Source organism: Micromonospora sp. NPDC048835 (assembly GCF_040649995.1).
Lineage (GTDB): Bacteria > Actinomycetota > Actinomycetes > Mycobacteriales > Micromonosporaceae > Micromonospora.
Genome location: NZ_JBEZGM010000008.1, coordinates 1 through 12,026 on the forward strand (window position 1 = coordinate 1; position 12,026 = coordinate 12,026).

The window sequence follows — 12,026 nt, forward strand, 5'->3', positions numbered from 1 at the left end:
GGCGGAGCGGGGGGTGCGGGGGTGCGGGGGTGCGGGGGTGCGGGGGGTGCGGGGGGTGCGGGGTGGGGTCAGGTTGGGTTGGGGGCGGCGGGGGAGGGCTCGAAGAGGTGGGCGAAGGCGGCCAGGTTGGCGGTCGACTCGCCGCGCTTCACCCGCCACTCGTACTCGCGCCGGATCGAGCTGCCGAAGCCGATCTCCAGCATCGTGTCGAACGACTCGTCGGCGTACGTGAGCACGGCGCCGAGCAGTCGGTCCAGCTCGTCGGCGTCCACGCCGGCCGGGTTGACCCGACCGGTCAGGTACACGTCGCCGACCGCGTCGGTGGAGAAGGAGACGCCGTACATCCGGGCGTTGCGCTGCAACAGCCAGGCCCACAGCTCTTCACGGCGTTCGTCCGGCTGGCGCATCACGAACGCCTCTACCCGCAGCGCGTGCTCGCCGACGATCAGGTTGCAGACCGTCTTGAGCTTGTGGGTGCCCGGCAGCGTCACCGCGTACGAGCCGGGGCCGGTCGACTCACAGGCCAGGTCCCGCTCGGCGCAGACCGACTCGATCAGGGTCGCAAGATCGCTCTTCGGGCTCACCGGACCCACTCTACGACCGACCCGGCCCGCGCACCGGGTGGCGACCCGCGCCACTGCGCCACCAGGCCACCCGGCCCCCAGGAGAGCGCCGGCTGACTACCAACGCCCCGGAGTCGCCAGGAGCAGGCGAGCGCCGGCTGACTACCGACGCCCCCGGAGTCACCAAGAGCAGGCGGGCGCCGGCTGACTACCAACGCCCGGGGTCACCAGGAGCAGGAGAGCGCCGGATCGCAGGCCAGGTCGGCCGCGAGCCGGGCGCGGTGCCCGGCGATCGCCTCGCCGTAGACCCCGAGCAGGCCGGCGACGGTACGGTCCCAGGAGAATTGCCTGGCGTGCTGCTCGGCACCTCGGGCCAACACCGAGCGGAGGGCCTGGTTCGGCAGCAGGCTGCCCAGCGCGCGGGCCCAGTCGACCGGGTCGTGACCGTCGATCAGCACGCCGCTGACCTGGTCCCGTACGGCGGTGACCAGCCCTCCGACGGCGGCGGCCAGCACCGGGGTGCCGCAGGCCTGCGCTTCCAGGGCGACCAGCCCGAACGATTCGTTGTGCGACGGCACCGCGACCAGATCCGCCGCGCGGTACAGGGCCGGCAGGTCGTCACCGGTCAGCGGTGGGAGGAACCGCACCCCGTCGCTGACCCCGAGGTTGGCGGCCAACTCGATCAGGGCGGTCGGCCGGTCCAGCCCAGTGCCGCTGGGCCCACCGCAGATCACCACAGTCACACGGTCGGCCAGCGCCGGGTCGCGCTCGCGCAGTGCGGCGATCGCGCGGATCAGCACGTCGGGGGCCTTGAGCGGCTGGATCCGACCGACGAAGGCAACCACGTACCCGTCGACGGGGAGCCCCAGCCGGCGGCGGGCCTGGCGGGCCGCCGCGGCCCGGTCGCCCGGCGCAGGCCGGAACCGGGCCAGGTCGACGCCCGGCTGCACGACGGACACCCGGGCCGGGTCGGCGTCGTAGCGGCCGAGCAGGTCGCTGGCCTCGACCCTGGTGTTGGCGACGAGTCGGTCCGCCTCGGCGACGACCTGTTCCTCGCCGATTATCCGGGCCTTGGGCTCCGGCCGGTCACCGGCGGCGAGCTGGTCGTTCTTGACCTTGGCGAGGGTGTGCGCGGTGTGCACCAGCGGCACCCCCCAGCGCTCCTTGGCCAGCCAGCCGACCTGGCCGGAGAGCCAGTAGTGGGAGTGGATCAGGTCGTAGTGGCCGGGCGGGCGGGACGCCTCGGCGCGGAGCACCCCCGCGGTGAAGGCGCAGAGCTGACCGGGCAGCTCTTCCTTCGTGAGGCCCTCCAGGGGACCGGAGGTGATGTGCCGGACCTGCACGCCGGGCGCCATCTCGACCACCGGGGGAAGGTCACCGGAGGTGGCCCGGGTGAAGATCTCCACCTCCACGTTGGCCTCGGCGAGACGCCTGGCGACCTCGAGGATGTAGACGTTCATCCCGCCGGCATCACCCGTGCCGGGCTGGTGCAGGGGCGAGGTGTGCACCGACAGGGTTGCGATACGGCGCGGCCGGGGCCACGGCTGGGTACCTCGCTGACGCCCGACACCGGTGTGCATTTCCGCCACATCCGCTCCTTCGTCACGGTTGATGCCGTCTCGCACGACCGGCGCTTCTCGGTCAACCTGTACGCCGGATGTCATCTTCCCCATCGGGCTTCGGAAATTCCCCGGCGCGGCCCCCCGGGGTGACGGACCTCATGACCGGACACCCGTCGATGGCCCCCGTACGCCCGGTCGGGACGGCTCCCACGGTCGGGGTGACAATGTCGGAATGACCTCAGTCGCCATCGTCACCGGAGCCTCCAGCGGGATCGGTGCGGCCACCGCCCGCCGGCTCGCCGCCGAGGGTTTCCACGTGCTCGCCGCCGCCCGCCGCGCCGAACGGCTCGCCGACCTGGTCGGCGAGATCACCGCCGCCGGCGGAGGGGCCACCGCGGTGACCTGCGACGTCACCTCGGACGAGTCGGTGGCCCGGCTGGCCGAGGCCGCCGCCCAGGCACCCGGGCCGGTCACCCTCCTGGTCAACAACGCCGGCGGGGCACGTGGGCTGGACCCGGTGGAGTCCGGGTCGGTCGCCGACTGGCAGTGGATGTACGACGTGAACGTGCTCGGCACCCTGCGCGTCACCCAGGCGCTGCTGCCGGCGCTGGAGGCCTCCGGTGCCGGCACCATCGTGGTGGTCTCCTCGACCGCCGGTCTGACCGTCTACGAGGGCGGGGGCGGCTACACCGCCGCGAAGCACGCACAGACCGCCATCGCCGGCACGCTCCGCCTCGAGTTGTGCGGCCGGCCACTGCGGGTGATCGAGATCGACCCAGGCATGGTGAAGACCGACGAGTTCGGGCTGGTCCGCTTCGAGGGCGACGCGGAACGGGCGGCGGCCGTCTACGCCGGAGTGCCGGGACCACTTGTCGCCGAGGACGTCGCCGACTGCATCGCCTGGTGCGCCACCCGCCCGGAGCACGTGAACATCGACCGGCTGGTCGTTCGGCCACGGGCACAGGCCGCCCAGCACAAGGTGCACCGGGTCTAACGAGGAGTGAGCCGGGTTCTCCAACCCCCGCAGTCGCGAACGGAGATTGGCCAGTGAGGCGCGAGGAGTGAGCCGGGTCTGCGAGCCCCGCAGTCCCGAACGGAGATCGGTCCCGAGGTCGACATGAGCCCTGCGGCGCGGCGCCGGCCGTTCGGCGTGGTCACCCGTGGCACGACGAACCCGAACCGGCTCCGTCGGGTGGACAACTGGATCGTCGCCACCTGCGCCGACCGGCTGTTGGCGGCGGACGACCCCCTGGTGGTCGACCTCGGCTACGGCGCCACCCCGGTGACCGCGGTGGAGTTGCGCGCTCGGCTGGCGGCCGGGGTCCGTCCGGACGTACGGCTGGTGGGGCTGGAGATCGACGCGGCCCGGGTGGCGGCTGCGGCGCCGGCCGCCGACCCACCTGGGCTGACGTTCGCCCGAGGTGGCTTCGAGTTGGCCGGGCTCCGGCCGGTGCTGGTCCGCGCGTTCAACGTGCTGCGACAGTACGACGAGAGCGAAGTGGCCGAAGCCTGGCAGATGATGAGCGCCGCACTCGCCCCCGGTGGGGTGCTCGTCGAGGGCACCTGTGACGAGTTGGGGCGGCTCGCGAGTTGGCTGCTGATCGACGCCGAAGGGCCCCGGACGCTGACCCTGGCCGCGAAGCTCACCACCCTGGGCAGCCCCGCCGAGCTGGCCGAGCGGCTACCCAAGGCGCTGATCCACCGAAACGTCCCCGGTGAGCCGGTGCACGCCCTGCTCCGCGCCCTGGAGGAAGCCTGGCAGGCCGCCGCCCCGTACGCCACCTTCGGTCCGCGCCAACGGTGGCTGCGAACGGTGAGCCGTCTCCGCGAATCAGGCTGGCCCATCCTCGACAACCCCACCCGCTGGCGCCACGGCGAACTAACCCTCCCCTGGCCCCTCCCCTAGCGACCCACCCCGCCCCGCCCCGCCCCGCCCAGCCCAGCCCTGCCCCGCCCCGCCCCGCCGATCATGGACTTGTGGTGGGCGATTTAAGCCCGAGAGGGGCTAACGTCCGGCACCACAACTCCATGATCGACGCGGTCGCAGGGGCCCGCTGGCCTCGGGGCGGGGAGGGCTGGGGTGGGCACGGGTGGGGTGGGCACGGGTGGAGTGGGCACGGGTGGGGTGGGGCGGGCAGGCGGGCGGGCAGGGTGGGGCGCTCGGGGAGGGACCCGGGGTGGGTTAGAGGGTGCAGTTGATGAGGACTGGTTCGGGGTGCAGGGTTACGCCGAAGCGGGCGTGGACCTGGTCACGGATGGTGCGGGCCAGGGTGAGCAGGTCGGCCGTGTGGGCGGTGCCGCTGCGGTTGGTCAGGGCCAGGGTGTGCTTGCCGGAGATCGCCACCCCGCCCTCGCCGGGGTGGCCCTTGGTGAAGCCGGCCTTGTCGATCAGCCAGGCGGCGCTCACCTTGACCAGGCCGTCCGCCCCGGGCCAGGCGGGCGGGTCGCCCAGCTCGGTGGAGCGTTCCAGGAGCTGTTCGTACGTCGCGCGGTCGAGCACCGGGTTGGTGAAGAAGGAGCCGACCGAGCGGGTGTCGGGGTCGTTGGCGTCGAGCACCATGCCCTTGCCCGCGCGCAATCGCAGCACCGCCGCGCGGGCGTCCGCAAGTGGCACCTGGTCGCCCACCTCGACACCGAGCGACCTGGCCAACTCGGCGTAGCGCACCGGCCCGCTGAGCGCGGATCTGGTGAGCCGGAAGTCGACCGAGAGCACGACCCAGCGGTCCACGTACTTGAAGATGCTGCCCCGGTAGGCAAAGCCGCAGTCGGCTGCGGGGATGACCTGGCGGGTGCCGGTGATCCGGTCGTACACCTCGACGCCGGTGATCGTCTCGGCGACCTCCTGGCCGTACGCTCCGACGTTCTGGATCGGGGTGGCGCCGGTCGAGCCGGGGATGCCGGACAGGCACTCCAGGCCGGCCCAGCCGTTGGCTACCGTGGCGGCGACGAGGTCGTCCCATGGTTCGCCGGCGTCGACCCGCGCGGTGATCGAGGCGTCGTCCTCGGCGACGACCCGCAGGCCGCGGGAGCGCACCAGGACGACGGTGCCGGGGAAGCCGGCATCGCCGATCACCACGTTGCTGCCCCCGGCCAGGACGAGGACCGGCTCTGCTGCGGCCTGGACCGCCCGGACGATCTCGTCGGCACTGCCGGCTGCCACGATCCGCCCGGCCGGCCCACCCGTTCGCAGGGTGGTGTAGCCGGCGAGTGGACCGGGGATGGCACGATCGGCGTCGGTTGTCGGCTGGGCGGAGGCGTCTGGCACGCCCTTCACCTTAGGCTGACAACTAGCCGTGGCACCCACTGGTCGCCCGGCACCCCCGGGAGGATGGCAATGAGCAGACTGCACGGCAGCAAGGATTTCTGGATCGGGTCGCTCCGGACGGAGGCTCCGGCTTTCGCGGCAGCGGTGGCCGAGGCGCCGCCGGAGACACCGGTGCTGTCCTGTCCGGGCTGGACGGTCAACGACCTCACACTGCACATGGCCGGCATCTACCTCTGGGTTTCGTCGTTCGTCGGTTCCGGCCAGGCCACTCAGCCGCCGCGCCGGGAGGAGCTCGGGGCCGACCCGGGGGTGAACGCGCTCCAGCTCTGGCAGCAGGGGTACGACCGGCTGATGACTCTCTTCGACGGGCTCGACCCGGAGGCACCGGCGTGGAACTGGGCTCCCCAGCCGAAGAAGGCCGGTTTCTGGCCGCGTCGGATGGCGCACGAGACGGCCGTGCACCGCTGGGACGCCCAACTCGCCATCGCGGCCGGTGACCCGGTGGAGGCGAAGCTCGCGGCCGACGGGGTGAGTGAGGTGCTTGACACCTGGCTGCCGGCGGGCCGGCGGCAGGTGCCGGGTGACTGGCACGGGGTGGTGCAGCTCTGCGCGACCGACGCCGCCCAGGACTGGTATCTGCGGCTGCGTGGCGAGGGGGTGGCGCTGCTCGACACCGCGACCATCTTCGACCACGACGATCACCACGCGCGCGCCCAGGTCAGCGGCACTGCGAGCGACCTGCTGTTGGCGCTGTGGGGCCGGGTGAGCTTCGAGACGCTCGACGTCGTCGGCGACCGCAACCTGTTGAACGGGCTGCGCACCGGCTGACTGACACGCACGAACGAGGGCGTCATCCCATCCGGGGTGGCGCCCTCGTCTATGTCGGGGGCTGACTCGCAGGAGCGAGAGAGCGCTCTCTTGACAGCGGGTCGAGGACCCACCACCCTGTCGTGAGAGCGCTCTCTGGACCATCTGCCACCACCCGCCCACCTTGAGAGAGGTCGAAACCCATGGCTGTCCTCCCGCGCCGCCGCCTCGCCGCGGTGGCCCTCACCGCCGCCACCGCCCTGCTCGTCACCACTGGCTGCGGCGGCGGTGACGAGCCGGGCGACGGGTCGGTCACGCTGACCGTCGACGTCTTCGGCCAGTTCGGCTACGAGCAGCTCTACCAGGAGTACATGGCCGCGAACCCCGGCGTGAAGATCGTCGAGCGGGGCACCGGCACCAACCTCGACGAGTACTCGCCGAAGTTGACCCAGTGGCTCGCCGCCGGCCGGGGCGCCGGCGACGTGGTGGCCATCGAGGAGGGCCTGCTCGTCGAGTACAAGGCCAACCCGGCGAACTTCGTCAACCTGCTGGACCACGGCGCCGCCGACCTCAAGGGCAACTTCCTGGAGTGGAAGTGGAACGCCGGCCTGACCGCCGACGGCAAGCAGCTCATCGGCCTCGGCACCGACGTCGGCGGCATTGCCATGTGCTATCGCAAGGACCTGTTCGAGAAGGCCGGCCTGCCCACCGAGCGGGACGCGGTCTCCAAGCTCTGGCCGACCTGGTCGGACTACATCGCCACCGGCGAGAAGTTCGTCGCGGCGAAGACCGGCGCGTCCTTCCTCGACGCGGCGACGAACACCTTCAACACCATCCTGCTCCAGACCGCCGGCAACACGACCGGCTACAGCTACTACGACACCAGCAACAACCTGGTCGTCGACAGCAACCCGTCGGTACGTCAGGCGTGGGACACCACGATGGACATCGTCGACTCCGGCCTCTCCGGAAAGTACGGCTCCTGGTCGGAGGAGTGGGTCTCCGCCTTCAAGCAGTCGAAGTTCGCCACCATCGCCTGCCCCGCCTGGATGACAGGTGTCATCGAGGCCAACGCCGGCACCGGCGCCCAGGGCAGGTGGGACATCGCCCGGGTCCCCGGCAACGGCGGCAACTGGGGTGGATCGCACCTCGCCGTGCCGAAGCAGAGCAAGCACCAGGCCGAGGCGATCGAGCTGGCCAAGTTCCTGACCAGCGCCAAGGGGCAGATCGGGGCGTTCAAGGCCAAGGGTCCGCTGCCCTCCTCGCCGCAGGCGCTCGACGACCCGGCGATCACCGGCGCGACGAACGCGTACTTCTCGGGGGCACCTGTCGGCGCCATCTTCGGCACCGGCGCGAAGAGCCTCAAGCCGGTCTACATGGGCCCGAAGAACCAGGCCGTACGGACCGAGGTGGAGAACGCCGTACGGACCGTGGAGCTGGGTCAGCGCAGCCCCGCGCAGGGCTGGACCGACGCGGTGACGAACGCGAAGAAGGCCGCCGCCAAGTAGCCCGAGCGAGCGCGCGGGCGGGCTCCGAGCACCGGAGTCCCGCCCGCGCGACGGAAAGGAGTTCTCGGGCATGACCGTCCAGCTCGACGCCCGCCCGCCGGTCGCACCGGCACCCCCACGCTCGTCAGGTCGGTTCAGCCGGCTCGACGCCCGGCTCTCCCCGTACCTCTACATCGCCCCGTTCTTCCTGATCTTCGGCATCTTCGGGGCGTACCCGCTGGCGTACACCTTCTGGGTGTCGCTGCACGACTGGGACCTGCTCGGCTCCGACCACCCGTTCGTCGGCGCGGAGAACTACACCCGGCTGCTCGCCGACGTCGACTTCTGGCACGCGCTCGTCAACACGTTGGGCATCTTCGTGATCTCCACGGTGCCGCAGTTGCTCGCCGCGCTCTGGCTGGCCAACCTGCTGAACCGAGGGCTGCGCGCCCGCATCGGTTGGCGGATGGCGGTGCTCGTCCCGAACGTCACCTCCACGGCCGCCGTGGCGATCGTGTTCGGGGTGCTCTTCGGCCGCGAGTTCGGCATGATCAATTGGCTGCTCGACCTGGTCGGCATGGACGCGATCGAGTGGAAGTCCAACCGGCTGGCGTCCTGGGTGGCCATCTCCGCCATGGTCGACTGGCGGTGGACCGGCTACAACGCGTTGATCCTCCTGGCCGCGATGCAGGCCATCCCCCGCGACCTGTACGAGGCGGCGGCGATCGACGGCGCCAACCGGGCCCGACAGTTCTGGTCGATCACCGTGCCGCTGCTCAAACCGACGATCATCTTCTGCGCCATCATCGCCACCATCGGCGGCCTGCAGCTCTTCACCGAGCCCCGGCTGTTCCACTCCGGTACCAACCCGATCCGCGGTGGGCCGCTGCGCGAGTCACAGACGCTGACCATGTACATGTTCGAGAACGCGTTCGCCCCGCACTACAACTTCGGGTACGGCTCGGCGGTGGCCTGGCTGCTGTTCGCACTCATCGCGATCGTCGCGGCGGTGAACGTGCTGATCCTGCGCCGACTCGGCAGCGGGAACCGCCCGCGGAAGGGAACCAGCCGATGAGCCGGCTCTGGCGGGCCAGCCCGCTCACCTACCTGGCCCTGGTGTTCGCCGCCGGCCTGTCGATCTTCCCGATCTGGTGGATGTTCGTCGTCGCCAGCCGCACCAACGACGCGATGGGCCAACTGCCACCCCCGGTCACCCCCGGGGGCAACCTGGGCGCGAACATCGCCCGCCTGTTCGACAACACCGACGCGTACTTCCTGACCGGCCTGATCAACTCAGCGATCGTCGCGACCACGGTGACCGTCTCCGTGGTCTTCTTCGCCAGCCTGGCCGGGTTCGCCTTCGCCAAGCTCAGGTTCCGGGGCCGAAACGCGCTGCTGATGGTGATCATCGCGACCATGATGGTGCCGACGCAACTCGGCGTGATCCCGCTCTACCTGCTCATGACCAAGCTGCACTGGAACGACCGGCTACCCGCGGTGATCGTCCCGGTGCTGGTCACCGGGTTCGGGGTGTTCATGATGCGGCAGTACGCCGGCCAGGCCATCAGCGACGAACTGATCGAGGCCGCCCGGGTGGACGGCTGCGGCAGTGCCCGGATCTGGTGGCACGTCGTGCTGCCCGCCCTGCGCCCCGCCTCCGCCGTCCTCGGTCTGCTGACCTTCATGACCACCTGGAACGACTTCCTGTGGCCGTACGCTGTGCTGAACGATCCGGCGAATCCAACAGTGCAACTGTCCCTACGCGCGCTGTCGGACGGGTACTACCAGGACATGTCGCAGGTGTTCACCGGAACGGCCATCGCGACGCTGCCCCTGCTGCTGGTCTTCGTGTTGTTCGGCCGACAGATCATCGGCGGAATCATGGAAGGTGCGGTCAAGGCGTGAGTGAACTCAACTTCCCCGACGGCTTCCTCTGGGGGGCGGCCACCGCCGCGTACCAGATCGAGGGCGCGGCCCACGACGACGGTCGCGGTCCGTCCATCTGGGACACCTTCAGCCGTACGCCGGGCAAGGTGTACCAGGGTCACACCGGCGACGTCGCCTGCGACCACTACCACCGGTACGCCGACGACGTGGCGTTGATGGCCGACCTGGGCCTACGGGCGTACCGTTTCTCGGTCTCCTGGCCACGAATCCAACCCGACGGCACCGGCCCCGCCAACCCGCGCGGGCTGGACTTCTACGACCGACTCACCGACACGCTGCTCGATCGGGGCATCGACCCGATCGTGACCCTCTACCACTGGGACCTGCCGCAGGCCCTCGGCGACCGGGGCGGCTGGACCAACCGGGACAGCGCCGAGCACTTCGCCACCTACGCCACCGCCGTGTACGCCCGCCTCGGCGACCGGGTCGACACGTGGACCACCCTCAACGAACCCTGGTGCTCGGCCTACCTCGGTTACGCCAACGGCGTGCACGCCCCGGGCGAGCAGAGTCCGGCAGCGGCCTTCACCGCCGTACACCATCTGTTGTTGGGGCACGGCCTGGCCGCGCGGGCGCTGCGGGCCGCCGGCGCGCGCAGCGTCGGCATCACCCTCAACCCGGCCGACGTACGGCCGGCCGACCCGGAGAGCGCCGTCGACGCCGCCGCGGTACGGCTCGTCGACGGCCTGCACAACCGGATCTTCCTCGACCCGCTGCTGGCCGGCGGCTACCCGGACGACGTCCGGGAGCACGTGGCCCGGATCGTCGAGCCCACGTTCATCCGCGACGGCGACGAGAAACTGATCGCCGCCCCGATCGATCTGCTCGGCATCAACTACTACGCACCCGGCTACGTAGCGGGTCGACCCGACGCCGCGGGCAACGCCGCCTACCCGGGCACCGAGGGCACGGTGCACTTCCTGCCGCCCACCGGCCCGCTCACCGACATGGGCTGGATGATCGAGCCGGCCGGGCTGACCCGGCTGCTGGAACGGATCGCCACCGACTACCCCGGGGTGCCGCTGCTGATCACCGAGAACGGTGCGGCGTTCCCCGACAAGCCGGGCGTCGACTCGCCCGACGGTTCGGCCCAGGTGATCGACGCCGATCGCATCGCCTACCTCGACGGGCACCTCCGTGCGGCGCACGAGGCGATCTCCCGGGGCGTGGACCTGCGCGGTTATCTCGTATGGTCATTCCTGGACAACTTCGAGTGGGCGGAGGGTTACCGCAAGCGGTTCGGGATCGTGCACGTCGACTACCTGACCCAGCGGCGCACACCGAAGGCCAGCGCCCGGTGGTACCAGGAGGTGATCTCCCGGAACGGGCTGTGACGAGCGGGGGGAAAGGCGCGATGACGACGGCTCAGCGGCCGACGCTCGAAGCGGTGGCAGCGCGGGCCGGGGTGTCCCGCGCCACCGTGTCCCGGGTGGTCAACGGCTCCACCACGGTCGCCGAACCGATCCGCGAGGCGGTCACCCGGGCGGTCGCCGAGTTGGGGTACGTCCCCAACCTCGCCGCCCGCAGCCTGGTCACCCAACGCACCGACTCGATCGCCCTGGTCATGCCCGAGGCGGCCACCCGGGTCTTCTCCGACGACCAGGTCTTCCCCGGCATCATCCGGGGCGTCAGCCAGGAGTTGGAGGCGGCCGACAAGCAACTGGTGCTGATGCTCGCCGGCTCGCCGGCCGGGCACCAACGGGTCGAGCGGTACACCACCGGCCGGCACGTCGACGGCGTTCTCTTCGCGTCGCTGCACGGCGCCGACCCGCTGCCCGGCACCCTGGCCCGGCTCGGCATCCCGGTGGTGGTCAGCGGTCGACCGCTCGGCGACGTGCCCGTCCCGTACGTCGACGTCGACCACGTGGCAGGAGTCACCGCGGCCGTCCGACACATGATCGACAGCGGTCGTCGACGGATCGCGACCATCGCCGGCCCACAGGACATGGTCGCCGGAATCGAACGGCTCAGCGGCTACCGCAGCACGATCGCCGACGCGGGGCTGCCCGAGCTGGTCGCCATCGGTGACTTCACCCGGGAGTCCGGGTCGGCCGCGATGCGCCACCTGCTCGCCGAGCATCCCGACCTCGACGGCGTCTTCGCCGCCTCCGACCTGATGGCGCACGCCGCCCTGCGGACGCTGCGCGAGGCCGGCCGCCGGGTGCCGGAGGACGTGGCGGTGGTCGGCTTCGACGACATCGAGACCGCCGCCTACACCGAACCACCACTGACCACCGTCCGGCAGCCCATCGTGGAACTCGGCCGCCGGATGACCCGCCAACTGCTCCGGCTGGCCGCCGGCGAGACCATCGAACAGGCGGTCATGCTCCCCACCGAGTTGATCCGCCGCGCCTCGGCCTGACCCGACCCAACCTGACCCGACCTGGCCTGGCCT

11 protein-coding genes are annotated in these 12,026 nt (G+C 71.2%); 8 read left to right on the forward strand and 3 right to left on the reverse strand.

The features are described from left to right. Positions 1–68: 68 nt before the first annotated feature. Positions 69–584 (reverse strand): YbjN domain-containing protein, encoded by a 516-nt coding sequence (locus tag AB0C15_RS11695; protein WP_357351154.1) that lies wholly within the window; start codon positions 582–584, stop codon positions 69–71. A 203-nt stretch (positions 585–787) separates the two neighbouring features. Further along, the gene (gene mshA / locus AB0C15_RS11700) at positions 788–2,152 is read right to left on the reverse strand and encodes a D-inositol-3-phosphate glycosyltransferase (RefSeq protein ID WP_357351155.1); all 1,365 of its coding nucleotides are present in this window, start codon (positions 2,150–2,152) and stop codon (positions 788–790) included. A 205-nt stretch (positions 2,153–2,357) separates the two neighbouring features. Here mshA and AB0C15_RS11705 point away from each other — a divergent pair, with 205 nt between their 5' ends. Together AB0C15_RS11705 and AB0C15_RS11710 are read left to right on the forward strand one after the other, a co-directional pair. After that, the gene (locus AB0C15_RS11705; protein WP_357351156.1) at positions 2,358–3,119 is read left to right on the forward strand and encodes an SDR family oxidoreductase; all 762 of its coding nucleotides are present in this window, start codon (positions 2,358–2,360) and stop codon (positions 3,117–3,119) included. 123 nt (positions 3,120–3,242) lie between these two features. Continuing rightward, the gene (locus AB0C15_RS11710) at positions 3,243–4,031 is read left to right on the forward strand and encodes a class I SAM-dependent methyltransferase (RefSeq protein WP_357351157.1); all 789 of its coding nucleotides are present in this window, start codon (positions 3,243–3,245) and stop codon (positions 4,029–4,031) included. A 276-nt stretch (positions 4,032–4,307) separates the two neighbouring features. Here AB0C15_RS11710 and AB0C15_RS11715 read toward each other — a convergent pair whose 3' ends face one another. Beyond that, the gene (locus AB0C15_RS11715; protein ID WP_357351158.1) at positions 4,308–5,390 is read right to left on the reverse strand and encodes a UDP-N-acetylmuramate dehydrogenase; all 1,083 of its coding nucleotides are present in this window, start codon (positions 5,388–5,390) and stop codon (positions 4,308–4,310) included. A 69-nt stretch (positions 5,391–5,459) separates the two neighbouring features. Here AB0C15_RS11715 and AB0C15_RS11720 point away from each other — a divergent pair, with 69 nt between their 5' ends. The 6 genes from AB0C15_RS11720 to AB0C15_RS11745 all read left to right on the forward strand — a co-directional run bounded on the left by AB0C15_RS11720 (position 5,460) and on the right by AB0C15_RS11745 (position 11,993). Next, entirely contained in the window at positions 5,460–6,218 is a 759-nt protein-coding gene (locus tag AB0C15_RS11720; protein ID WP_357351159.1) for a maleylpyruvate isomerase family mycothiol-dependent enzyme, read from the forward strand. 182 nt (positions 6,219–6,400) lie between these two features. After that, positions 6,401–7,705: an extracellular solute-binding protein gene (locus AB0C15_RS11725; RefSeq protein ID WP_357351160.1), complete on the forward strand. Its 1,305-nt coding sequence runs from the start codon at positions 6,401–6,403 to the stop codon at positions 7,703–7,705. Positions 7,706–7,775: 70 nt separating this feature from the next. Then, positions 7,776–8,759, forward strand: coding sequence for a sugar ABC transporter permease (locus AB0C15_RS11730; RefSeq protein WP_357351161.1), 984 nt, complete (start codon positions 7,776–7,778; stop codon positions 8,757–8,759). Beyond that, on the forward strand, positions 8,756–9,589 hold the full coding sequence (locus AB0C15_RS11735) for a carbohydrate ABC transporter permease (protein ID WP_357351162.1): 834 nt from the start codon (positions 8,756–8,758) through the stop codon (positions 9,587–9,589). Before AB0C15_RS11730 ends, AB0C15_RS11735 begins: the two co-directional genes overlap by 4 nt. Beyond that, positions 9,586–10,965 carry a GH1 family beta-glucosidase gene (locus AB0C15_RS11740; RefSeq protein WP_357351163.1) on the forward strand — a complete coding sequence of 460 codons (1,380 nt, stop codon included), beginning with the start codon at positions 9,586–9,588 and terminating at the stop codon, positions 10,963–10,965. Before AB0C15_RS11735 ends, AB0C15_RS11740 begins: the two co-directional genes overlap by 4 nt. A 20-nt stretch (positions 10,966–10,985) precedes the next feature. Next, positions 10,986–11,993 carry a LacI family DNA-binding transcriptional regulator gene (locus AB0C15_RS11745; RefSeq protein WP_357351164.1) on the forward strand — a complete coding sequence of 336 codons (1,008 nt, stop codon included), beginning with the start codon at positions 10,986–10,988 and terminating at the stop codon, positions 11,991–11,993. Positions 11,994–12,026 lie beyond the last annotated feature (33 nt).

Bases quoted from the DNA above. Each gene is read 5' to 3' on its own strand.
- AB0C15_RS11705 (WP_357351156.1), top strand. From the start codon at position 2,358: ATGACCTCAGTCGCCATCGTCACCGGAGCCTCCAGCGGGATCGGTGCG.
- AB0C15_RS11710 (WP_357351157.1), top strand. From the start codon at position 3,243: ATGAGCCCTGCGGCGCGGCGCCGGCCGTTCGGCGTGGTCACCCGTGGC.
- AB0C15_RS11720 (WP_357351159.1), top strand. From the start codon at position 5,460: ATGAGCAGACTGCACGGCAGCAAGGATTTCTGGATCGGGTCGCTCCGG.
- AB0C15_RS11725 (WP_357351160.1), top strand. From the start codon at position 6,401: ATGGCTGTCCTCCCGCGCCGCCGCCTCGCCGCGGTGGCCCTCACCGCC.
- AB0C15_RS11730 (WP_357351161.1), top strand. From the start codon at position 7,776: ATGACCGTCCAGCTCGACGCCCGCCCGCCGGTCGCACCGGCACCCCCA.
- AB0C15_RS11735 (WP_357351162.1), top strand. From the start codon at position 8,756: ATGAGCCGGCTCTGGCGGGCCAGCCCGCTCACCTACCTGGCCCTGGTG.
- AB0C15_RS11745 (WP_357351164.1), top strand. From the start codon at position 10,986: ATGACGACGGCTCAGCGGCCGACGCTCGAAGCGGTGGCAGCGCGGGCC.